Raw genomic sequence first — 23142 nt, forward strand, 5'->3', positions numbered from 1 at the left:
TAAGGCCGTCCGACGGGATCGTTCAAAGATAGATGGCTGAAAAGGGCCACGAACATCCCGGAAATAACGCCTTGAGCCATGACGCGCTGGCTGCCCTCGGGGGAGTCAGCGGTAAATGCCAACCCGCTGCAGATTCTGCGAGCGGCACCCGACTTTCAGCGATACGTGTAGGGTGGAGATGCACAACCACGGCAGGCGTAGCTTTAGAAGACGTGTTATCTCGTCCGCTACCGCTGGTTGATTCCTCCTCCTGACCAAGTGCTTGTTTTACACACAGCAAGCAGGAGACGTCCGTCGCCACCCCAGCCCCGTTGGCTGGCGTTGTTAGACATGGAACGACTTACAACCGTTTCTGACGAGCCCTGACACCGACCGTGAGAGTCGTGTGTGCCGAACGCCGTTTCCGGCAGCCCGGAAACCGACGGTACTACATGAAAAGAATGCTGATTAACGCAACTCAACCTGAAGAGTTGCGTGTCGCACTGGTAGATGGCCAGAAACTCTACGACCTCGATATCGAATCGGGTGCTCGTGAGCAGAAAAAAGCCAACATCTACAAAGGCAAAATCACCCGCATCGAACCTAGCCTTGAAGCCGCTTTTGTTGATTTCGGCTCCGATCGCCACGGCTTCTTGCCCCTCAAAGAAATTTCCCGCGAATACTTCAAGAAAGCCCCTGAAGGCCGCGTCAACATTAAAGAAGTGTTGAGCGAAGGTCAGGAAGTTATCGTTCAGGTCGAAAAAGAAGAACGTGGTAACAAGGGCGCCGCCCTCACCACCTTCATCAGCCTGGCCGGTCGCTACCTGGTGCTGATGCCCAACAACCCTCGCGCCGGTGGCATCTCGCGCCGCATCGAAGGCGAAGAGCGTAACGAACTGCGTGAAGCACTGAACGGTCTGGTCGCCCCTAGCGACATGGGCTTGATCGTGCGCACTGCCGGCCTTGGCCGTAGCAGCGAAGAAATGCAGTGGGACCTCGATTACCTGCTACAACTGTGGAGCGCCATCAAGGAAGCTTCCCTGGACCGCGCCGCTCCTTTCCTGATCTACCAAGAAAGCAACGTCATCATCCGCGCCATCCGCGACTACCTGCGCCAGGACATCGGCGAAGTACTGGTCGACAGCGTTGAAGCCCAGGAAGAAGCCCTGAGCTTTATCCGTCAGGTGATGCCGCAGTACGCCAGCAAGATCAAGCTGTACGAAGACAGCGTGCCGCTGTTCAACCGCTTCCAGATCGAAAGCCAGATCGAAACCGCTTTCCAGCGTGAAGTGAAACTGCCGTCCGGTGGTTCCATCGTTATCGACCCGACCGAAGCCCTGGTGTCCATCGACATCAACTCGGCGCGCGCCACCAAAGGCAGCGATATCGAAGAAACCGCCCTGCAGACCAACCTCGAAGCTGCCGAAGAAATCGCTCGCCAACTGCGCCTGCGTGATATCGGCGGCCTGATCGTGATCGACTTCATCGACATGACTCCGGCCAAGAACCAGCGCGCAGTGGAAGAGAAAGTCCGCGAAAGCCTGGAAGCTGACCGCGCCCGCGTTCAAGTCGGCCGCATCTCGCGCTTCGGCCTGCTGGAAATGTCCCGTCAGCGTCTGCGCCCTTCCCTGGCTGAAGGCAGCGGCATCGTCTGCCCACGCTGCAACGGTCAAGGCATCATCCGTGATGTTGAATCGCTGTCGCTGGCCATCCTGCGTCTGATCGAAGAAGAAGCTCTGAAAGACCGCACCGCCGAAGTTCGCGCACAAGTGCCAATTCCGGTTGCCGCTTTCCTGCTCAACGAAAAGCGCAACTCGATCACCAAGATCGAACTGCGTACTCGCGCTCGCATCGTGATTCTGCCGAACGACCACCTGGAAACCCCGCACTTCGAAGTGCAGCGTATCCGTGACGACAGCCCGGAAGCTCAGACCTCGCAGTCGAGCTACGAAATGGCTGCCGTTGAAGTGGAAGAAGTGGCACAAACCGCCGCGACCCGCACCCTGGTTCGCCAGGAAGCCGCCATCAAGGCCACTCCGCAACGTACTGCGCCGACGCCGGTCGCTGCCGCTGAACAAGCTGCTCCTGCTGCCGAACCAAGCCTCTTCAAAGGTCTGGTGAAATCGCTGGTCAGCCTGTTCGCCGGCAAGGAAGAAGAAAAGCCGGTTGTTGTCGAGAAGAAAGCCACCAGCGAGCGCCCGCAGCGCAGCGACGAGCGTCGTAACGGTCGTCAGCAAAACCGCAACCGTGGTGGTCGTCGCGACAGCGAAGAACGCAAACCGCGTGAAGACCGTGGCCCACGTGAAGAACGTGCACCGCGCGAGCCGCGTGAAGAGCGCGCTCCTCGTGAAGCCCGCGAGCCGCGTGAAGATGCCGCTCCACGTGAGGAACGTGCACCGCGTGAAGAACGCGCACCACGTGCCCCGCGTGAAGAACGCAAACCTCGTGAGCCGCGTGCACCGCGTGAAGATCGCGCCCCACGTGAAGACCGCCCGCAACGCGAACTGCGTGAGCCGTTGGACGCCCAGGGTCAGGAGACTCCGAGCGAAGAACGTGCCGAGCGCAAACCACGTGAAGAGCGTCAGCCACGTGCCCCGCGTGAAGAGCGTCAACTGCGCCCAACCGAAGATGCCAACGGCAACGAAGAAGAGCTGCTGAACAACGACGAGCAGCACGACGAAGAGAATGAGAACGCCGAGGGCGGTGACCGTCCACGTCGCCGTTCCCGTGGTCAGCGTCGTCGCAGCAACCGTCGTGAGCGTCAACGCGATGCCAACGGCAACATCATCGAAGGCAGTGAAGAAGGCAGCGAAGAGTCCACCGGCAATGCCGAGGCGCCTGTTGCCAACGCCGAAGTCGCCATCGCTGCTGCTGCCACCACCGCTGTTGTCGTAAGCGAAATCGTGGCTGAAGCCCAAGCCGGTGAAACCGTTGAAGCCCAGCCTGCCAGCGAGACAGTGGCCGCGCCGGTAGCTGAGTACAACGAGCCAGCTGCCCCAGTGGTTGAAGCCGTGGTTGTCCAAGCCCCTGTTGAAGCCGTTGCTGAAACCAACTTCGCTGTCGAAACACCTGCTGCCGTAGAACCGGCTCCAGTTGTTGAAGCACCGGTTGTAGTTGAAGCCGCTCCTGCTGTTGAAGCAACGCAGGCTCCAGAAGCCGCGGTTGAAGCAGCGCCGGTTGCCGCTGAACCCGCTCCGGAGCCAGTGGTAGAAGTGGCTGAAGTAGCCGTGGTTGCCGAAGTGGTTACCGAAGCTGCACCGGTTGTTGCCAGCAATGGCCGTGCGCCGAACGACCCACGTGAAGTGCGTCGCCGCCAGCGTGAAGCCGAGCGTCTGGCCAAGGAAGCTGAAGAAGCGTCTCTGGTTGTGGTTGAGGCGGTGGCTGCCGCTGAACCCGTTGGCGTAACTGCCCACGCGATTGCCGATGTTGAGCACACCGTTGAAGCAGAACAGGCCAAGCAGGAAGAAGGGGCTGAACCCGCTCCCGTGCACGTGGCTGAGCCGGCAGTGATTGTTGAAGAAGTCAGCGTCGAAGAAATCAAGACAGAAGAAACCAGCGCCCCAGAAGTGGCCGTGTCGGAAGAAGCTGTCGAGAAAACCGAAGCTGAGAAAGAAGAAGACAAGAACGAGAGCAAGCCGCTCGTTTAAATCTTCACGCTGAACAAAAAGGGATGCCAATGGCATCCCTTTTTTGTTTTAGATGGATAACAGCAGCGATACACCTGAAAGATTCTGGATCCCCGCCTGCGCGGGGACGACGGAGGATATTCATAAGTACGCCGTCATTCCCGCGCAGGCGGCGGTCCGACGATTCGGAATCCAGAATCGCAAGACTGACAACAGTTTAGTAAACCGGCGCGCTTAATCAGCCCGCCCTGCGCTGCTCCGCCATATCCAACGCACCCGGCACCAGCGCATACGCATGCGCTTCGTTGCGCCACACCAAACCGCCCTGCCACATCCGGCGCAATGCCTGGCTCAGGCACAGCTGGGAAATCGGCACTTCGGCATCGGTTAACCGCCCGTGCATCTGCTGCAAGGTCAGGGCCTCGCCCTGCTCGCTGCATTCGCACAACACGTCGAGAATTTTCAAGCGTGGCTGGCTGCACTTGAGGCCGGCCGCACCGAGGATTCGTTTGAAACGCTGGTTGTCGTGCTGAGCGGGCAAGCCACTCAGGCGCAGCATCTGTGGTTGGTTCATACCCGCACCTCCGCATCCGAGTCCGTCGCTGACTGCACGCTCGCCAGACCCAGAGCTGCCCTGCCCTGGCCCGGTTGAATCTGTGTATTCATGTGCAACTCCTTGACCGTGGCGCTCGTTGAAAAATATGGCGCCTTACTAACAAGACGGATGAGCAGACAAAAAACCGCAAAAGAATTTGAACAGGGGGTGAATATTTTTTGCCGCCGCCCGCGCCCCGCTCACCTCGAAACATTTCCTTGCATCTGCCGGTGCGGGTTTTGTCGCAGCTATCCGTCTTGTAGGTAGAGACGTTGAAACCTGGAAAAGTTTCGCCTCGCCTTGTCGTCCGCGCTCGCTTTGGCGCTGGTTTATTTCGCTATCTAAGTCCCCTTGTTTATGTCCAAACCCACATCAAAGAAAAACCGCGCCAAAACCTGGTTCCTCGTGCACAGCTGGCTGGCCCTGCCCATCTGGTTTTTCCTGCTGATCGTGTGCGTCACCGGCACGCTGGCGGTGGTCAGTCAGGAAATTGTCTGGCTCGCCACCCCGGAAATTCGCGCCAGCCAGCCCGATGACGAGGCCCAGCCGCTGAGCTACGGCCAGGTGCTCGCGGCCATTCAGAAAGAGCGCCCAGAGTTGGCGGTGGAATGGCTCTCCAGCCCGGAAGAATCCCACTTCGCCCTGACCGCCAGCGTGAGTGAACCGGGCGGCGGCACCTACCGGCTGTATATCAATCCCTACAGCGGCGCGATTCAGGGCGTGAGCCCGACCTTCGACTTCAGCGCTTTCACCCGCGCCTTGCACGGCTGGTGGTTGGTGCCGTTTACCAATGGCTATAGCTGGGGCTGGTATTTGGTGTCGATGCTCGGCCTGCCGCTGCTGGTGTCGTTGATCACCGGGCTAGTCGTTTACAAGCGCTTCTGGAAAGGCTTCTTCACCCCGCGCCTGCGGGTTACCCAAGGTGCGCGAATTTTCTGGGGCGACTTCCATCGCCTGAGCGGCATCTGGTCGATCTGGTTTATCGCGGTGATCTCCATCACCGGCACCTGGTTTCTGATCGAGGCACTGCTTTCGGATTTTCATATCTCGATCTCCAGCGAAGGCCCGCCATCCTTTGTCGCCCGTCAGGAAGTGCCGCTAACCGCCGACGGCTTGGCGCCGCCACGTCTGGGCCTGGATCAGGTCACCGCCATCGCCGCCGAGAAAATTCCAGGGCTGGAGGTGAGTTTTATCACCCTGCCGGAAGATGCCTTCAGCCACTACGGCATCGGCGGTCGCGGCTGGTACCCGCTGATGTTCCAGACCGCCGAAATCAACCCGTATACCGGCGAAGTGGCCGGCGCCAATCTGCTCAGCGACCGCAGCACGTTGGAGTTCGTCACCGAGTCGATGCGCCCACTGCATACCGGCGATTTCGGCGGGCTGTGGATCAAGCTGATCTGGGCCTTCTTCGGTTTGGTGCTGAGCATGATGGTGCTCAGCGGCCTACTCATCTGGAGTAAACGCACCGTGCAAGCCACCGCCAATCTGGCCAAACGCGCGCAACGGGGAACACCGCAGCGTGCGACCACTATCGTCTCGGAGGGGCAGCCATGAGCAAGGCCATCGCTGCACCGCAAACCACCACCCAGCGCCTGTGGCACAAGTACCGCTTCCATTTGAATATCGCCCTGCTGGCGATTCCCCTGGGCTTTATGCCGGCGTACTTCGAGAACGCAGCGATGTTTCGCGGCACCCTGGGCCTGGGTGAGCGGGAGATCGGCGAGTACAACGTCGGCCCTTGGACGGCGCGCGTGGCCGAATGGCATGTCGGCGACCCGGAAGCCGAAGGCAAAGCCGGCAATATGAAAGAGTTTGCCGTGGCGCTGTGTGAGGCCTGTCTGCCCAAGGTGAAGGCGGCTTACCTACGGATCGGCAAACCGCGCAACCTGCGCACCGCTGGCGCGTTGCTGTCCGGCAGCCCGTACCGGTTGATGGCCGAAGTAGCGGTGCCGAGCGACACCACGGCGGCCAGCGATTTATGGCTGACCGTCGAAGGCTGGGACGGCAGCGTGCACCAGACCGCCATTCCCCTGGCCAATGCCTCGCCCTCGCTAATCACCTGGCTTGAACGCCAACCCGGAGCTCGCCCATGAACCGTGTTTTCTCCTTTGCGGTGGTCACCCTGGCCTTGGCCGCTAGCACTCCGGCAGTGGCCCACGGTTTGTACTGTCAGTGCCAGGCCATTGGTGGCGAACAAATCCGCTGCAATGGCGGGATGTCCGATGGCACAGCTCTGCCCGGCGCCACTCTGGATGTCATCGGCTACGACGAAAAAACGCTGCTGGAAGGCAAGCTAAAGAATGACTCGAGCTTCACGTTCACCCGTCCCGACGGCGAGTTTTATGTGCTGCTGGAGTTGGGGCCGGGACACACGGTGGAAATCGATCACAAGGATATTCGCGAGCCTTGAGCCTCTACGGCGGATATCCCCCCTGGGGAAATTCGCCCTACGCCACCGCTAGCCCCGCACACGCCGATTGCCAGGCTCTCTCCTTCTCACTAAGATGCAAACCTTTCTCATATACGAACTTCTCCGCGATGTCGGCAACGCCCCCTTCCTATCAGCAGCAGGTGCACGGCTTTTATGTCGAGCACCACGGTTGGGTGCGTGCCTGGCTGAGTCGCAAGCTGGGCAATAGCCATGACGCCGCCGACCTCGCCCACGATGTCTTTCTGCGCCTGCTCAGCAAGCCGCAAGCGTTTGATAGCGATGGCCACGCCCGCGCGTACCTGAGCGCGGTGTCGCGCCATGTGTGCATCGACTTCTGGCGCCGCCGCCAGGTGGAACAGGCCTGGCTCGACACCCTGGCCAGTCGCCCAGACGACTATGCCCCCTCCGAAGAACACCGCGCCATGGTGCTGGAAGCCTTGCAGCAGGTGCACGCCATGCTCCGCCGCCTGCCGGAAAAAGTCGCCGAGGCCTTTCTGCTCGCCCAGCTGCATGGCCAGAATTACAAGCAGATCGCCGAGCGCCTCGCGGTATCGGAACGCACGGTCACCAGCTATATGGCCCAGGCGATGTTCCAGTGCCTGTTGCTGGAGGCCGAGCTGGATGCAGCCCTCGTCTAAACCCGACCACACCGTGCTGCAGCAGGCCGCCAACTGGTACGCGCGCCTCAGCGTGGAAGGCGTGGACAGCGCCACCCGTGACGCCTGGCAGCACTGGCATGGCCAGGACGCCATGCACCGCCAAGCCTGGTTGTATGTGGAGCGCATCAGCGAGCGGTTTGCGCCGCTGCACGAAGACGCCGAGCTGGCCGCACAAACCCTCAGCCGCGTACGCCGCGGCACCTCGCGTCGGCATGCGTTACGCAGCATCGCGCTGTTGTGTGGCGGCGCCACGCTGGGCTGGTTGGGCTGGCGCCATAGCCCGTTGCCACAAGCCTTGATGAGCTGGCGCGCGGACTACCGCAGCGGCGTCGGCGAAGTCCGCGCGCTCACCCTCAGCGACGGCACCCGCGTCTGGCTGAACAGCGCCAGCGCCCTGAACGTAAACCTGCAACACGACCGCCGCCTGCTGCAATTGGTGGAAGGTGAAGTGCTGATCGAAACCGCCGCCGACCCACGACCAATGCTCGTGCAGAGCAAGCACGGCCAGATGCGACCGCTGGGCACGCGCTTCAGCGTGTTGCAGCAAGAGCAGCAAACCGTGCTCAGCGTGTTCGAAGGCGCTGTACAGGTGAATAACAGCACCATCGCCCACGCCGGCGAGCACGTGCATTTCGATGAGCTGCACATCAGCGCCGCAAGCCCAGCCGACAGCGCACGGCAAAGCTGGCGCGACGGCATTCTCTTGGCCACCGACATGCCGCTCTCGGCGTTTATCGAGGAGCTCGCCCGCTATCGCCATGGGCATCTGGGCGTGGCGCCGGAAGTGGCGAACCTGCGAGTGATGGGCACCTTCCCGCTGCATGACACCGAGCAAACCCTGGCCATGTTGCAGAACGTTTTACCCATTCAAATCCGCCGCCCGCTGCCCTGGTGGTTGAGCGTCGAAGCCCGTTGACGATTTTTTTGAAAATATTTCTCATCCGCGCTTCCGGTTTTTCCTTCTCATCCGAATTGGTTGGTAATGCCAACTAAGAAGACCAAGGAAATCCCGATGCTTGCTTGTTCGCTGCGCCCCTTAACCCTGGCTGTCTCCCTCGCCCTTTGCGGCACGCTGTTTACTGCGCAGGCGTATGCCGCTGCGCAAAGCGAAGTCCGTAGCTATTCGATTGCCGCCGGCCCGCTGGCCAATCAGCTCAATGAATTTGCCGCCCAGGCCGGTATTTTTCTCGCCGCCGACGGCGCGATGACCGCCAACAAAACCAGCCCAGCCCTGCAGGGCAGTTACAGCGTCGAACAGGCCCTGCACATTCTGTTGCAAGGCAGCGGCCTGGAAGCGCAGGCCACCGGTGCTAACCGCTACCAACTGCAACCGGCGCGCGACACCGGCAAGGTCGAACTGCCCGCCGTGAGCATTTCCGGCAAGGCGCCGGGCTCCACTACTGAAGGCACCGGGTCGTACACCACCGATTCGTCCAGCAGCTCGACGCGCCTGAACCTGTCACCCAAGGAAACCCCGCAGTCAGTCACCGTGCTCACCCAACAACGGCTAACTGACCAGCGTCTGATCACCGTCACCGATTCGCTGGAAGCCGCCGCCGGTATCACCGTAGTGCGCGAGAACCTCGGCGCCGATGCCGACTCCTACTGGTCGCGCGGTTTTCAGATCAATAACTTTGAAGTGGACGGCGTGCCCACCTCGGCCAAACTCGACAACTATGCGCAAAGCACCGCCATGTACGACCGGGTGGAAATCGTGCGCGGCGCCACCGGGCTGATCAGCGGCATGGGCAACCCGTCGGCCACCATCAACCTGATTCGCAAACGCCCGACCAGCGACTTCCACTACAGCCTCAGCGGTGAAGCCGGCAGTTGGGACCGTTACGGCACCGGCGTGGATGTGTCCGGCCCGCTGACCGAAACGGGCAATGTGCGCGGCCGTGTGGTGGTGGATTACAAAGACCAGCACGCCTGGTTCGACCGCTACTCCCAGGAATCCACGCTGGTGTATGGCATTAGCGAATTCGACCTGTCCGATGCCACCCTGCTGACCGCCGGTTTCAGCTGGCAGAAAATCGACTCCAACGCCCCGCCCCGCAGTGGCGTGCCGTTGTTCTACAGCAATGGGCAAAAGACCGATTTCTCCCGCTCATTCAACCCGGCGCCGAGCTGGTCCTACTACGACCGCGACCAACTCTCCTTCTTCACCTCACTCGAGCACCAGTTCGGTAACGGCTGGAGCGGCAAAGTGGAATACAGCCACGCGCGCAACGAATACGACGCCGTGGTCGATTACCTGGCCTCAGACGCGGGCATTGACCAGGCCACTGGCAGCGGCGGGTACATCATGCCGGTGAAGTGGAACGGCACGCCGGAGCAAGACAGCGTGGATGGTTACTTCACCGGGCCCTTCGAGCTGTTTGGCCAGGAGCATGAGCTGATTACCGGCCTGACCTTGTCGCGCATGGAAGAAGAGTCGCCCGACAACGGCGGCTGGTTGCGCCCCGGCAGTGGCTATGACGGCGCCATCGATGACCTCAACAACTGGAACGGCCAGGCACCGCGTCCGCAGTTCACGCGGTACGGCAGCAATGACCTGGAAGAAACCCAGTACGGCGCGTACCTGACCGCGCGCTGGCGCCTGACGGACGACTTGTCGGTGATCACCGGCGGCCGTGTGGTCGACTGGCACCGCACCAATACAGCCAAACCCGATGGCGCGGCCCGCAGCAAAACCGAGCAGACCGAAAGTGGTGTGACCATTCCCTATGCCGGCGTGGTGTACGACCTCGATGACACCTGGGCGGTCTACGCCAGCTACACGAAAATCTTCAACCCGCAGGGTTCGTGGGTACGTGACCGCGACAACGGCATGCTCGACCCGGAAGAAGGCACCAGCTATGAAACCGGCATCAAGGCCGCCTTCGACGACGGCCGCTTGAACGCCAGCCTTGCTCTGTTCAAATCAGAGCAAGACAGCCTGGCAATCTGGGACGGCGACATTCAGGCCTACTACAGCGAAGAAGGCGTGACCTCCCATGGTGCCGAGCTGGAAGTGAACGGTGAACTGGCCGATGGCTGGCAAGTAGCCGGCGGCTACACCTACAGCATCAGCGAAGATGCCGACGACAACCGCATCGTTACCCAGGTGCCGCGCCAAAGTGTCAAAACCTTCACCACCTACCGCCTGCACGGCGCACTGGAAAAACTCACCATCGGCGGCGGCCTCAACTGGCAGAGCAAGACCGGCTACGACCTGCACACCTACACACAGGACAGCTACTACCTGGCCAGCCTGATGGCGCGTTACGAGATCAGCGAAAACCTCAGCGCCTCGGTGAACGTCAACAACCTGTTTGACGAGGAGTACTACAGCTCGGCCAGCACGTATGGCACCTATGGTGCGCCGCGGAATGTGATGACTAGTTTGAAGTACAGCTACTGATCCACCGCGCCGTCCGTAGGAGCCAGCTTGCTGGCGAACCCTGCAAACTTCGATCAAGACCGAGGTTTGCAGGGTTCGCGACCAAGGTCGCTCCTACAAGATTCAGCGCGCAGCAGGTAGAATGCGCGCCGTTTCCATGGGTTCCCTAACCCCATCGATCAAAAAGGCCCTGCCATGTCCCTGATTCACCCCGACCGCCGCCGCGTCGCGCTTACGACGTTGGTGCTGTTCCACATCGTCATCATCATCGCCAGCAACTACTTGGTGCAGCTGCCCATCACCCTGTTGGGCTGGCACACCACCTGGGGCGCGTTCAGCTTCCCGTTTATTTTCCTGGCTACTGACCTCACCGTGCGCCTGCTCGGCAAGGGCCCGGCGCGCCTGGTAATTGCCCAGGTGATGGTGCCGGCGCTGCTGGTGTCATACATCGTCTCGGTGCTGTTCCAGGAAGCGAGCTTTCGTGGCGTCGGCGCGTTGCTGGAATTCAATGAGTTTGTACTGCGCATTTCCCTGGCCAGCTTTATGGCCTATGCGTTCGGGCAGATTCTCGATATCCAGGTGTTCGACCGTCTGCGGCGGCTGCGCCAGTGGTGGATTGCGCCCACCGTATCGACCATTTTCGGCAACCTGCTGGACACGTTCGTCTTCTTTGCCGTGGCCTTCTGGCACAGCAGCAACCCGTTTATGGCCGAGCACTGGGTGGAAATCGCCACCGTCGATTACGGCGTAAAGCTGACCATCAGCCTGCTGCTGTTTGTGCCGCTATACGGCGTATTGCTCAACGCCATCTTGCGCGTGCTGGCTGGTCGTCCGACCGCCTGAAAAACCCCGTTTGCAGCAATCGAGGCTGAAGTCTCTCCTACAGGAACCGTGCATTCCTAGTGGGAGAGGCTTCAGCCTCGATGCTTTCGGCCGCCTATCAATTTTGTGCACAATCCAAAATAAAATTGTTCCACATCTTGTCCACAAGTGATTATGATCGGCACATTCTGACTGAGTGGACAGTTTTTTCACGCCGTCGAGACAGAGGGCAACACGCAGCCCTCGAGCCCATGACCGAATAAAAACAATTGGCAGGCTGACTATGACAACCCACGATAGCTCCAACCGCTCGGACCTTATCTATGGTCTCGAGGACCGCCCGCATTTCACCGCCGCGCTCTTTGCCGCACTGCAACACGTACTGGCCAGCTTCGTTGGCATCATCACCCCTACCCTAATCATCGGCGGCGCCCTGGGCCTGCAGAGTGAAGTGCCGTACCTGATCAGCATGGCGCTGTTCGTTTCGGGCCTGGGTACCTTTATTCAGGCGCGCCGTTTCGGCCCCATCGGCTCCGGTTTGTTGTGCCTGCAAGGCACCAGCTTCGCGTTTATCAGCGTGATTCTCAGCGCCGGTTTTCTGGTGAAGTCGCGCGGCGGCGGCACCGACGAAATTCTCTCGACGATTTTTGGCGTGTGCTTTTTTGCCGCCTTTATCGAAGTCGCCCTCAGCCAGTTCATTGGCAAGCTGCGCAAGCTGATCACCCCGGTGGTGACCGGCACCATCATCACCCTGATGGGCCTGTCGCTGATCAAAGTGGCCGTCACTGATATGGCCGGCGGCTTCGGCGCTCCGGATCTGGGCGCCATGAGCAACCTGGGCCTGGCCTTTCTGGTGCTGGGCATCATCGTGGTGCTGAACCGTTTCGATATTCCGATTCTGCGCCTGTCCGCCATCATCATCGGCCTGTGCATCGGCTTTGTGGTGGCCTGGGCGATGGGCAAGGTGGATTTCGCCGCCATGCCAGACGTACCCGCCGTCAGCATTCCCATGCCGTTCAAGTACGGGTTCTCGTTCGACCTCTACGCGTTTATCCCGGTGGCCGTGGTGTTCCTGATTACCCCGCTGGAAGCCGCCGGAGACTTGACGGCCAACTCGATGATTTCCCAGCAACCGGTGCGTGGCCCGGTGTATATCCGCCGCATCAAGTCGGGCCTGTTGGCTGACGGTCTCAACTCGGCAATGGCCGCGCTGTTCAGCAGCATGCCGATGGTGACCTTCGCGCAGAACAACGGCGTGATTCAGCTGACCGGTGTGGCCAGCCGCTACGTGGCGTATTTCATCGCCGCGCTACTGGTGTTACTGGGCCTGTTCCCGATGGTGGGCGCAGTGCTGCAACTGATGCCCAAACCGGTATTGGGCGGCGCCACGTTGATCATGTTCGGCACCGTGGCCGTGGCGGGGATCAAGATCCTCTCCGAGGCTGGCCTGCACCGCCGCAATATGCTGATCGTGTCGATTTCCCTGGGCCTGGGGTTGGGCGTCGCCGCCGTACCGGAAGTACTGCGCGAACTGCCAAGTGCCTTGCACAACATCTTCGAGTCGCCGATCACCGTCGGCGCGTTCGCCGCCATCCTGCTAAATATCTTCTTGCCGGAGGAATACCTGGATGCCATCGAAGAAGACGAGTTCGACCCGGAAGCCTCGATCGTTGAAGTGATGCAAAACCCGAGCGATGAAGACATCGCCAACGACTTGGCACGCTCCGGCAAAGTCAGCCTGCAAAGCTGACCGCCCCTCTTCAACTTACGTATCGCGATGCGCCCGAAACTGCCAGGTTTCGGGCGCCTTGCGGTGCCAAAGCTGGAAAGCGCTGTAATAACCACAACAACAAGGAAAACCCAATGAACCTGAAGCATTTGCCGCACTGCCTCGCTCTGACTGCCGGTCTGTTTACTGGTGGCCAGGCTGCGTTGGCGGGTGACCTGCTGCAATGGCAGAACAACAGCCTGACCTACCTGTATGGCCAGGATTTCAAGGTCAACCCTGAAATCCAGCAAACCGTAACCTTCGAGCACGCCGACGGCTGGAAGTACGGCGACAACTTTCTGTTTGTCGACAAGATTTTCTACAACGGCAAAGCCGATGCTGGCGTAGGCAACAACACCTACTACGGCGAATTCAGCCCGCGCATTTCGCTGGGCAAAGTCACCGGCGAGAAGATCGCCTTCGGCCCGGTCACCGACGTGCTGTTGGCCATGACCTATGAGTTTGGCGAAGGCGATGTGGAGTCCTACCTGATCGGCCCGGGCTTCGACCTGGCCATTCCGGGCTTCGATTTCTTCCAGATCAACTTCTACAACCGTCAAACCGAAGGCAACCGCCCAGGCGACGACGTGTGGCAGATCACTCCGGCGTGGAGCTACACCATTCCGGTCGGCAGTTCCGACATCCTGATCGACGGGTTTATGGACTGGGTGGTCGACAACGACGAGAACGCCCGTGGCACGTACCACGCCAACCTGCACTTCAACCCGCAGATCAAATATGACCTGGGCAAGGCGTTGAACCTGGGCGCCAAGCAGCTGTACGTCGGTATCGAATACGACTACTGGAAAGACAAGTACGGCGTCGACAACGACAGTTTCCTCGGCGACAAGATCCTCGACGGCACCGACCAGAACACCGCCAGCTTGCTGGTAAAAGTGCATTTCTAATGCACGTCTGATCGGCACTGTGAGGTGCGAATGACCGCTGGGTAGGCGGTGTCATTCGCCCCGGGGGCGAACCGGCTTATGGACGGTTCGCCCCTTTTTTATTGCCGTTAAGGTGTTGGGCTTCGCCTTCGGCTCAACCCAACCTACACCGGCAATCTTTTCACCGTAGGTTGGGTTGAGCGCAGCGAAGCCCAACATTCACACCATCAGGCCTGCTAGCCTTGGCGCTTCGAACGACAAAGTGAGGGAAGCACTTTGAAACTGGCCGTAATCGCGCTCGTTCTGCTGCCTGCATGTGCCCAGGCCCAGGTGTACAAATGCGTTGCCGCGGATGGCAGCACCAGCTACGCCACCGTGCCCTGCCCGGAAGGCAGCGGCGAAACCACCCGCGTCATCGAACCGGTACCGCCCAGCGGGGTGCTGAATATTCCGGTGACTGAACAGCCTGCCGAAGAACAACCTGACGCCACCGATAGCAGCCAGACTCATTCGCCAGTCAGTGGGCTGACGGTGATCCCGGACAGCGAAGACCCGGCGCGCGAACAGAAGCGCACGCAAATGCACGAACAGGCCGCGCGGCACAAGCAAGAGCTTTACGACAACACACTGCAGCACCAGGAACAGCAGAATCCGAACCGCAGGATTAATCCGTAGGTTGGGTCGGCTCGAGGCGAAACCCATCAATCTCACCGGCAACGCACACCGCATGGGTTTCGCTCTGCTCTACCCATCCTACGGGACGTTCATGGGGCTATAATCGCCGCCTTGCCAAGCTGCCGGGTTACCACCGGCCCTGATACTGGAATGCCCCATGTTACGAATCACCGAATTCAAGCTGCCTATCGACCACGCCGAAGAGGCACTGCGCCCTGCCCTGGTTCAACGCCTGGGCCTTGTCGATAGCCAATTGCTCGACTTCACGCTGTTCAAGCGCAGCTACGACGCGCGGAAAAAATCCGCCGAGTTGTGCTTTATCTACACCATCGATTTCTCCGTCGCCGATGAAGCCGCGCTGCTGCAAAAATTCAGCGACGACCGTCATATCAGCATCGCCCCCGACACCGCCTACAAATTCGTTGGCCACGCCCCTGAGCAAATGGGCGAGCGCCCACTGGTGGTCGGTTTCGGCCCGTGCGGCATTTTTGCCGCCCTGCTGCTGGCGCAAATGGGCTTCAAACCCATCGTGCTGGAGCGCGGCAAGGAAGTGCGTCAGCGCACCAAAGACACCTGGGGCCTGTGGCGTAAAAGCGTGCTCAACCCGGAATCCAACGTGCAATTTGGTGAAGGCGGCGCCGGGACGTTCTCCGACGGCAAGCTGTACAGCCAGATCAAAGACCCGAAATTTCTCGGCCGCAAAGTGCTGCACGAGTTCGTCAAAGCCGGCGCGCCGGAAGAGATTCTGTACGTCAACAAACCCCATATCGGCACCTTCCGCCTCACCGGCGTGGTGGCGGATATGCGCGAGCAGATCATCGCCCTGGGCGGCGAAGTGCGCTTCGAGCAACGGGTGACCGACGTGCAGATCGCAGACGGCCAACTCACTGGCGTCACCCTGGCCAGCGGCGAACAGATCAACAGCCGCCACGTGATTCTGGCCCTCGGCCACAGCGCCCGTGACACCTTCCGCATGCTGCACAGCCGCGACGTCTTTATGGAAGCCAAGCCGTTCTCGGTGGGTTTCCGTATCGAGCACCCGCAATCGCTGATCGACCAGGCGCGCCTGGGCAAATTTGCCGGTCACCCGAAAATCGGCGCCGCCGACTACAAGCTGGTGCACCACGCCAAGAATGGCCGTTCGGTGTACAGCTTCTGCATGTGCCCGGGCGGCACCGTGGTGGCCGCCACCTCCGAGCCTGAGCGCGTGGTTACCAACGGCATGAGCCAGTATTCGCGTAACGAGCGCAATGCCAACTCGGGCATCGTGGTCGGCATCACCCCGGAAGTGGATTACCCCGGCGGCCCGCTGGCCGGCGTGGAATTGCAGGAGCGGCTGGAGTCGCACGCCTATGTGATGGGCGGGCGCAACTACAACGCGCCGGGGCAATTGGTCGGCGACTTTATCGCCGGCAAAGCGACCACGGCCCTGGGCAGTGTCGAGCCGTCGTACAAGCCCGGCATCAACCTGATGGACCTGGCCGACGCCCTGCCCGCCTTCGCCATCGAAGCCATCCGCGAGGCGCTGCCGGCGTTCGACAAGCAGATCAAAGGCTTTGCCATGCATGACGCGGTGCTCACCGGCATCGAAACCCGCACCTCGTCGCCGCTGCGCATTACCCGTGGCGATGATCTGCAAAGCCTGAACGTGCGCGGGTTGTTCCCCGCAGGTGAAGGCGCCGGGTATGCCGGCGGGATTCTCTCGGCCGGGGTGGACGGCATTCGCATCGCCGAAGCGGTGGCGCGGGATATGTTGGGCCTTAACGACGCCTGATTTCCGCCCGCGCAACACCTCAAAGCACCCGCTAAAACCGGGTGCTTTTTTTTGGCCTTAACGCCGGACTTGGTATCAAATAGCAAATGACATAATTTCCCATTTACGAAAACCTTACATTTACATACACTTCTTCGCGCCGTAGCCATCCCGACCATTTTTTGACTGTTCCCCGGAGCAGCGGGATCGGCTTGCCCGAAAAACCTCAGGGCATCCACAACAATCAGCCGAAACCGGACACAGGACCCTTCATATGCACCGTCACCACCTTTCACCACTGGCTTCGGCCATCGTTTTGAGCTTGTGGGTTGGCCAGGCGGCTTATGCCGAGGAGGTGCCGGCAACGGAAGCAGAGCCGGCTGCCAACATGGAACTCGGTGCGGCCGTGATCAATGGCCAGAGCCTGACCGGCGCGGCGACAACCGAAGACACGCAGTCCTACACCACCGGCTCGATGGCCACGGCGACCAAGCTACCGCTCACGATGCGCGAAACGCCGCAGGCAGTCACCGTTATCACCCGTCAGCGCATGGACGACCAAGCCATGACCAGCATCAACGACGTGGTGGCGGCGACGCCGGGGCTGTTCCTCGACACCTCGAGCGGACCGGGTCGGCAGAAGTACACCTCGCGCGGTTTCGACGTCGACAACCTGATGTACGACGGCATTCCGAGTGGCTATGAGGGCTACAGCGTTGGCGTGCAGCCCAACCTGGCGATGTTTGACCGGGTGGAAATCGTGCGTGGCGCTACGGGTCTGGTGACTGGCGCAGGCAACCCGTCGGCGGCGATCAATTTGATTCGCAAGCGTCCGCTGGCCGATCAGAAAGTGACACTGACCGGCGCCGCCGGCAGTTGGGACAACTACCGCGGTGAACTCGACGCCTCCAGCCCGCTGAACGACAGCGGCACCGTGCGTGGCCGGGTTGTCACGTCGTACAACGATGCCAACAGTTTTATCGACAATGCCGTAGACAGGCACAGCCTGTTCTACGCCGTCACCGAAGCCGACTTGAGCGACGACACCACCCTCACCGTCGGTATCTCCAGTCAGAAAGACAAGACCAACTACTACTGGGGCGCCGCCATGGTCGGCCTCAACGGTCATCACCTGGACTATTCCCGCTCTTACAACCCCGGCACCGATTGGGAAAACAAGCACCAGGAAGTGAACACGGTGTTTGCCGAGTTGCGCCAGAGACTGGCCAACGACTGGACCCTGCAACTCAACGCCAACTACGCCGAGCAGAATGCGCTGTTCTCCGGTTCGTACCAGTCGCGCTGGGCGGGCCCCGTGCTGCGCACGGTCTACCAGGCAACTTCCGACGAGAACCAGGGCGGCATAGACGGTTTTGTCAGCGGGCCTGTCGAAGCATTCGGCCGTACCCATGAGTTGGTCATCGGCGCCAGCGAGCGCATTTACGACAACACCAACCATGACTACTCGCCCTACGCCTTCACCTGGCCTGTGACAGGTGGCGGCAAGCCTGATTTCGTACACACCACCAATACCCGCGAAGTCAGCACCCAGGACGGCGTGTACATCACCACTCGCCTCAACCTGGCCGACCCGCTGAAGCTGATTCTTGGCGGTCGCCTGGACTGGTACGACTACGACAACCGCAACGGCGACAGCGATGGGGACGGCGTCGGCGACGGTAAAGGCGATTACAAGGTCACCCGCAACGTAACCCGCTATGCCGGCTTGATCTACGACTTCGACGAGCATCACTCGGTCTACGTCAGCTTCAGCGACATCTTTACGCCGCAGAGCGAGAACAGCACGAATGGCACACCGGTTCGTCCTATCGCCGGTAAAAACTACGAGATCGGCGTCAAAGGCGAATACCTCGAAGGGGCATTGAATGCGAGCCTGGCGCTGTTCCGCGTGGACCAGGAAAACCGTGCGGTCGAAATAATTGATCACCTCGTGGTCTGCCCAAACCTGGATACCTGCTACCAGGCCTCCGGCGAAGTCCGCAGCCAGGGCATCGACTTTGAACTGCAAGGCGCGCTAACCGAGAACTGGCAAGTCGGCGGTGGCTACACCTACGCCCGCGTGCACACCATCAAAGACGACGCCAACCCGCAGAACGTGAACAAGCAATTCGACACCGACTCACCGGCGCACTTGTTCAAGGTGACCACCAGTTACCGCTTCCAGGGCGAGCTGGAAAAACTGCGCGTGGGCGGCAACGTGTCCTGGCAGAGCCGCATGTACAACGACTTCGAGGTGGCCGATGGTTCCACCTACCGTCTTGAACAGGGCGCCTACTATGTGGCCGATCTGATGGCCGGCTACCAAGCCACAAAGAACCTCGATCTGCAGGTAAACGCCAACAACATCTTCGACCGCGAGTATTACTCGTCCATCTCCAGTTCCATTCTGTACGGCGGCGACGCGTACGGTGCTCCGCGCAACTTTATGCTGACGGCCAAGTACAGCTTCTAACCCATGCACAAGCCTTCGCCCTTCCTCACCCTGTATCTGCGCGAGCAGAACCGCCTGCTGCAGTTAATCCGCCGAATCGTCGGCGACCGCAGCGCGGCCGAGGATGTGGCGCAGGACACTTTTCTAAGGCTGTGGCACCGACAACTCGATGACGGTGACCGCAGCCTGCTGTTTCGTACGGCGCAGAACCTGGCGCTCGACCATGTGCGAGCCCGCCAGGTGCGTAGTCGCTACGCCGTGCAACTTCACGACGAAGAACAACCCGGCGCCGAACTGGACCGCCAGGCCGTCGCCCGCCAGGAGCTCGATGCGTTGGTGCAACACCTGCACAAATTGCCGCGCCGTACCCAGCAGGTGTTTTTGCTCAGTCGCGTAGACGGTTTGCCCTATGCGACCATCGCCGGCCAACTTGGCGTGTCCATCAGTACCGTGGAAAAAGACATGATTCGGGCCCTGCAACACTGCCAGCGGGATTTCAATAATGAGGATTGAGCCGTTGGTGCACGTTGTACCTGTATTGCCTCGCGAGAAACGCCCGACGTGAATACGCCTTCCGAACGCCACGCCCAGCGCGAGCGCCAGCAAACCGCCAGCGCCTGGTACGTGCGCCTGCAGAACCCGCAGTTGCCGGCCAGCGAACGCATTGCCTTTCGCCGCTGGCTCGATAGCGACCCTCGCCACCTTGAAGCCTTTCAGGCCGTCGAAACCCTGTGGCAGCAACTGCGTGAACCGGCGCAGCAGATGGCGGCCAGCGGCTGGCACCGCCCTTCCCGACACGCCGCTTATTGGCGCCAGGCGCGGCGGCCGGCGTTGGCGGCGGCCTGTTGTCTGCTGCTGGTTTTGGCGGTCGGGCTGTGGCGCGACCCCGGCGTGTTGCAACGGGCGACGGCCGATTACGCCAGCGCGCCCGGCGAGCAACGGCAGCTGACCCTGGCCGACGGTAGCCACGTGCTGCTGGACGCCGACAGCGCGCTGGACGTTACCCTGCGCGCCAATCTGCGCGATGTTCGCTTGCTGCGCGGCCGCGCCTGGTTCGATGTGCAGCACGACGCGCAGCGGCCCTTTGTCGTGCACAGCGAGCAGCTGACCACCCGTGTACTCGGCACCGCCTTTGCCGTCGACGCCAGCGGCGCTGAACCGCTGGTGACGGTGATGCGTGGCCGCGTGCAGGTGCGCGCCGAGCGTTCCGGCCAACAGGTGGAAGTGGCGCCGGAACAGCAGGTGCGCCTGCACGACAACCAGCTCAGCGCGCCCATTTCGGTCGACAGCTCCCGCGCCCTGGCCTGGCAGCGCGGCTTGCTGCTGTTCGACCGCGCGCCCCTGGGCGAGGTGCTCGACAGCCTGCAGCGCATGAGCCCGACGCGGGTGGTGCTACTGGACGACAGCCTGCGCCAGCAGCGGTTGTCCGGTGCCTTTCGCGCCAACGATCCCGACGCGTTGCTGGATGCACTCACCACCAGCTTGCAGCTCAAAACCCAGCGCGTTCCGGGCCTGGCGCTGCTGATTTATCGCTAAGCGAAAAATAATTGAAAAAACCATGAGGGAAATCCTTGGCTCGGCCGTTGTGTTCGCAGCGAACCATTCGCATTTGCCACACAGACTCCTTGGGGGGAGATAACAATGCCAAGCCGCCGTACCCTCAGCAGACCGCTCACCTTGTCCTTGCTCGCCAGCGCCCTGTTGGCGTTGAACACCGCACCCGGTTATGCGCAAAGCCCCAGCGCCAGCACTAACCAACAGGCCGCCGCCCAGCGTTTTCAGTTCGCCATCGCCGCGCAGCCGCTGCTTGACGCCCTCGGCGAATTTACCGCCGTCACCGGCATTGCCGTGGTGCGTACCACCGACGAGGAACTGACCGCCCGCGCGCCGGCCGTAACCGGCGAACTCAGTGCCGAGCAAGCGCTGCAACAATTGCTCGCCGGTAGCGGGTTGGTGTTCAGCCGCAGCTCCCCCACGACCCTGACCCTGCAACGCCCACCCCAGGGCGATTCGCTTAGCCTGCCCAGCGCCACCATCAATGGCGACGCCGAGCAATCGGCCTATGCACCGGTGACCGGCTACGTGGCCAAGGCCGCCAGCACCGCGACCAAAACCGATACGCCGATCCTGGAAACGCCGCAGTCTATCTCGGTGGTCACCCGTGACCAGATCACCGATATCCATGCGCAGAACATCCGTGACGCCCTGGGTTACACCGCCGGCGTGATCGCCACCGAGGCCGATGACCGCACCACCGACTCCTTCGTGCTGCGCGGCTTCCAGATCACCGGCAACACTTACCGCGACGGTATGCGCTACATGGGCAATATCTACGACGGTTCCCAGGAAACCTACGGCATGGAGCGCATCGAAGTGCTGCGCGGCGCGTCGTCGGTGCTGTTCGGCCAGTCCGCGCCGGGCGGCATCATCAACGTGGTCAGCAAGCTACCGACCCGCGAAGAACTGCACGAAATCAAAGTGGAAAGCGGCAGCAACGACCGCAACCAGATCGCCACCGACCATGGCGGCGCGCTGACCGACACCCTGAGCTACCGCTTCACCGCCCTGGAACGCAAAAGCGACACCACCACCGACCATGTGCCAGACGACCGAACGTTTATTGCCCCGTCCCTGACCTGGCAGCCGAACGACGACACCAGCCTGACCTTGCTGGCCACGTACCAGAAAAGCCGCACGGCTTACGTGTACGGTTTGCCCGCCGAAGGCACGATTCTGCACAACCCCAATGGCCATATTTCCCGCCATACCTTTCTCGGTGAACCGGGCTACGACAAGGCTGAGATTGAAGCCTGGGATGTGGGCTATCGCTTCGAGCACGCCTTTACCGACGACCTGAAAGTGCGGCAGAACCTGCGCTACTTCGAAGCCGAAAATAATATGCCGTCGGTGTGGATCGACACGTACATCGACCCCGAAATGACCACCGTCTTTCGCGGCGCCCAGGACCGCGTCGATAACTCGCGCAACGTCGTGGTGGATAACCAAGTGGAGTGGCGCCTGCACAGTGAGCGCTTCGAGCATGTGCTGCTGGGCGGTGTGGATTACGGCAACCGTCACTTGCGCACCGACCGTTTCGACCTCGACCTGACGCCGTTGAATGTTTTCAATCCGGTGTACGGCGGCACGTTCACTCCGCTCGGGGTGTCGCCTTACAGCTTCACCAGCAAAACGCAACAGACCGGCGTTTATCTGCAGGACCAAATCAAGTTCGATGAAAAGTGGATCGTGCTGTTGGGCGGCCGCCAGGACTGGGCCAAACAAAGCGAGGAACAGATTTACGGTACCTCCCGCACCGAGCAGAAAAGCGATGCCTTTACCAAGCGTATTGGCCTGGTCTACCTCGCCGACAACGGTCTCGCGCCTTTTTTCAGCTATAGCGAATCCTTTGAGCCGCAAAGCGGCCAGGACCGCAACTTCGGCGACTTCGACCCCACCGAGGGCGAGCAATACGAGCTGGGCATCCGTTACCAACCTGTTGGCAGCAACAGCCTGTATTCCGCCGCCATCTACCAGTTGACGCAAACCAACGTGCTGACCACCGACCCGGTGGATACCACGCAGCAAGTGCAAACCGGCGAAATCCAGTCACAAGGCGTGGAGCTGGAAGCCAAGACCGACATCGGTAGCAACGCCAGCCTCACGGCTGCGTATGCCTACACCGAAGCGGAAGTGACCAAGAGCAACACCGGCAACCAGGGCCAGAAAAACGGCGGTATGCCGCGCAATATGTTTTCGATCTGGGGCGACTACCGCTTTGGCCAGGTAGGCCCGGGCGAGCTGCGTGCCGGTGCGGGCGTGCGCTATGTCGACGAGATTCCGGGGCTATTCAACCCGGATATCGTCGCGCCGTCCTACACGCTGGTGGATGCCTTGCTCGGCTATAAGGTCGGGCCGTGGGACGTGACCCTCAACGTCACCAACCTGACCGATGAGGACTATGTGAACTACACCTACGCCGCGTTTTACGGCGCCGAGCGCACCGTTACGGCGGGTGTGGCATATCGCTGGTAACACCGTAGGGCGAATATCCGTGCAACGGATATCCGCCGTGGTTGCCAGGCGAGCGGCGAATCGGCGGATACACCTGCG

At 60.9% G+C, this 23142-nt stretch carries 17 protein-coding genes; 16 read left to right on the forward strand and 1 reads right to left on the reverse strand.

Translation table 11 applies throughout. From position 1 onward, the window contains the following. The first annotated feature begins 431 nt into the window (after nt 1-431). A complete protein-coding gene (rne, locus tag AC0V2S_RS22955; RefSeq protein ID WP_475511722.1) occupies nt 432-3626 on the forward strand; it encodes a ribonuclease E in 3195 nt (1064 codons plus the stop codon). A gap of 217 nt (nt 3627-3843) precedes the next feature. Here rne and AC0V2S_RS22960 read toward each other — a convergent pair whose 3' ends face one another. Next, entirely contained in the window at nt 3844-4179 is a 336-nt protein-coding gene (locus AC0V2S_RS22960) for a hypothetical protein (RefSeq protein WP_475511723.1), read from the reverse strand. A 378-nt stretch (nt 4180-4557) separates the two neighbouring features. On the opposite strand from AC0V2S_RS22960, the gene AC0V2S_RS22965 reads away from it, so the two are divergent. The 15 genes from AC0V2S_RS22965 to AC0V2S_RS23035 all read left to right on the forward strand — a co-directional run bounded on the left by AC0V2S_RS22965 (nt 4558) and on the right by AC0V2S_RS23035 (nt 23064). After that, the gene (locus AC0V2S_RS22965; RefSeq protein ID WP_475511724.1) at nt 4558-5757 is read left to right on the forward strand and encodes a PepSY-associated TM helix domain-containing protein; all 1200 of its coding nucleotides are present in this window, start codon (nt 4558-4560) and stop codon (nt 5755-5757) included. Further along, nucleotides 5754-6296 carry a thiamine pyrophosphate-binding protein gene (locus tag AC0V2S_RS22970; protein WP_475511725.1) on the forward strand — a complete coding sequence of 181 codons (543 nt, stop codon included), beginning with the start codon at nt 5754-5756 and terminating at the stop codon, nt 6294-6296. Before AC0V2S_RS22965 ends, AC0V2S_RS22970 begins: the two co-directional genes overlap by 4 nt. Next, nucleotides 6293-6613: a hypothetical protein gene (locus tag AC0V2S_RS22975; RefSeq protein ID WP_475511726.1), complete on the forward strand. Its 321-nt coding sequence runs from the start codon at nt 6293-6295 to the stop codon at nt 6611-6613. The genes AC0V2S_RS22970 and AC0V2S_RS22975 overlap by 4 nt, the downstream gene beginning before the upstream one ends. 128 nt (nt 6614-6741) lie before the next feature. Beyond that, nucleotides 6742-7272, forward strand: a complete 531-nt coding sequence (locus AC0V2S_RS22980; protein WP_475511727.1) for a sigma-70 family RNA polymerase sigma factor — start codon at nt 6742-6744, stop codon at nt 7270-7272. Further along, on the forward strand, nt 7256-8209 hold the full coding sequence (locus tag AC0V2S_RS22985) for a FecR domain-containing protein (RefSeq protein ID WP_475511728.1): 954 nt from the start codon (nt 7256-7258) through the stop codon (nt 8207-8209). The genes AC0V2S_RS22980 and AC0V2S_RS22985 overlap by 17 nt, the downstream gene beginning before the upstream one ends. 96 nt (nt 8210-8305) lie before the next feature. Further along, nucleotides 8306-10696 carry a TonB-dependent siderophore receptor gene (locus AC0V2S_RS22990; RefSeq protein WP_475511729.1) on the forward strand — a complete coding sequence of 797 codons (2391 nt, stop codon included), beginning with the start codon at nt 8306-8308 and terminating at the stop codon, nt 10694-10696. A gap of 174 nt (nt 10697-10870) precedes the next feature. After that, nucleotides 10871-11518, forward strand: a complete 648-nt coding sequence (locus AC0V2S_RS22995; protein ID WP_475511730.1) for a 7-cyano-7-deazaguanine/7-aminomethyl-7-deazaguanine transporter — start codon at nt 10871-10873, stop codon at nt 11516-11518. A 262-nt stretch (nt 11519-11780) separates the two neighbouring features. Next, a complete protein-coding gene (locus tag AC0V2S_RS23000) occupies nt 11781-13247 on the forward strand; it encodes a nucleobase:cation symporter-2 family protein (RefSeq protein WP_475511731.1) in 1467 nt (488 codons plus the stop codon). Nucleotides 13248-13360: 113 nt separating this feature from the next. Then, the gene (locus tag AC0V2S_RS23005) at nt 13361-14173 is read left to right on the forward strand and encodes an outer membrane protein OmpK (protein ID WP_475511732.1); all 813 of its coding nucleotides are present in this window, start codon (nt 13361-13363) and stop codon (nt 14171-14173) included. A 255-nt stretch (nt 14174-14428) separates the two neighbouring features. Beyond that, a complete protein-coding gene (locus AC0V2S_RS23010; protein ID WP_475511733.1) occupies nt 14429-14827 on the forward strand; it encodes a DUF4124 domain-containing protein in 399 nt (132 codons plus the stop codon). Between the two features lie 157 nt (nt 14828-14984). After that, nucleotides 14985-16601 (forward strand): NAD(P)/FAD-dependent oxidoreductase, encoded by a 1617-nt coding sequence (locus AC0V2S_RS23015; RefSeq protein WP_475511734.1) that lies wholly within the window; start codon nt 14985-14987, stop codon nt 16599-16601. Between the two features lie 253 nt (nt 16602-16854). Beyond that, nucleotides 16855-19053, forward strand: coding sequence for a TonB-dependent siderophore receptor (locus tag AC0V2S_RS23020; RefSeq protein ID WP_475511735.1), 2199 nt, complete (start codon nt 16855-16857; stop codon nt 19051-19053). A gap of 3 nt (nt 19054-19056) precedes the next feature. Beyond that, the gene (locus AC0V2S_RS23025; protein ID WP_475511736.1) at nt 19057-19545 is read left to right on the forward strand and encodes an RNA polymerase sigma factor; all 489 of its coding nucleotides are present in this window, start codon (nt 19057-19059) and stop codon (nt 19543-19545) included. A 48-nt stretch (nt 19546-19593) separates the two neighbouring features. Beyond that, nucleotides 19594-20568 (forward strand): FecR family protein, encoded by a 975-nt coding sequence (locus tag AC0V2S_RS23030; RefSeq protein ID WP_475511737.1) that lies wholly within the window; start codon nt 19594-19596, stop codon nt 20566-20568. A 105-nt stretch (nt 20569-20673) separates the two neighbouring features. Then, on the forward strand, nt 20674-23064 hold the full coding sequence (locus AC0V2S_RS23035) for a TonB-dependent siderophore receptor (RefSeq protein ID WP_475511738.1): 2391 nt from the start codon (nt 20674-20676) through the stop codon (nt 23062-23064). Nucleotides 23065-23142 lie beyond the last annotated feature (78 nt).

Source organism: Pseudomonas sp. CC11G (assembly GCF_056174845.1).

Excerpts from the sequence above, each read along its gene's own strand:
- AC0V2S_RS23000 (WP_475511731.1), top strand. The coding sequence starts at position 11,781 with ATGACAACCCACGATAGCTCCAACCGCTCGGACCTTATCTATGGTCTC.
- AC0V2S_RS22980 (WP_475511727.1), top strand. The coding sequence starts at position 6,742 with ATGTCGGCAACGCCCCCTTCCTATCAGCAGCAGGTGCACGGCTTTTAT.
- AC0V2S_RS22975 (WP_475511726.1), top strand. The coding sequence starts at position 6,293 with ATGAACCGTGTTTTCTCCTTTGCGGTGGTCACCCTGGCCTTGGCCGCT.
- AC0V2S_RS23025 (WP_475511736.1), top strand. The coding sequence starts at position 19,057 with ATGCACAAGCCTTCGCCCTTCCTCACCCTGTATCTGCGCGAGCAGAAC.
- AC0V2S_RS22995 (WP_475511730.1), top strand. The coding sequence starts at position 10,871 with ATGTCCCTGATTCACCCCGACCGCCGCCGCGTCGCGCTTACGACGTTG.
- AC0V2S_RS22990 (WP_475511729.1), top strand. The coding sequence starts at position 8,306 with ATGCTTGCTTGTTCGCTGCGCCCCTTAACCCTGGCTGTCTCCCTCGCC.
- AC0V2S_RS22985 (WP_475511728.1), top strand. The coding sequence starts at position 7,256 with ATGCAGCCCTCGTCTAAACCCGACCACACCGTGCTGCAGCAGGCCGCC.
- AC0V2S_RS23005 (WP_475511732.1), top strand. The coding sequence starts at position 13,361 with ATGAACCTGAAGCATTTGCCGCACTGCCTCGCTCTGACTGCCGGTCTG.
- rne (WP_475511722.1), top strand. The coding sequence starts at position 432 with ATGAAAAGAATGCTGATTAACGCAACTCAACCTGAAGAGTTGCGTGTC.
- AC0V2S_RS23015 (WP_475511734.1), top strand. The coding sequence starts at position 14,985 with ATGTTACGAATCACCGAATTCAAGCTGCCTATCGACCACGCCGAAGAG.
- AC0V2S_RS22965 (WP_475511724.1), top strand. The coding sequence starts at position 4,558 with ATGTCCAAACCCACATCAAAGAAAAACCGCGCCAAAACCTGGTTCCTC.
- AC0V2S_RS22960 (WP_475511723.1), bottom strand. The coding sequence starts at position 4,179 with ATGAACCAACCACAGATGCTGCGCCTGAGTGGCTTGCCCGCTCAGCAC.
- AC0V2S_RS23020 (WP_475511735.1), top strand. The coding sequence starts at position 16,855 with ATGCACCGTCACCACCTTTCACCACTGGCTTCGGCCATCGTTTTGAGC.
- AC0V2S_RS22970 (WP_475511725.1), top strand. The coding sequence starts at position 5,754 with ATGAGCAAGGCCATCGCTGCACCGCAAACCACCACCCAGCGCCTGTGG.
- AC0V2S_RS23035 (WP_475511738.1), top strand. The coding sequence starts at position 20,674 with ATGCCAAGCCGCCGTACCCTCAGCAGACCGCTCACCTTGTCCTTGCTC.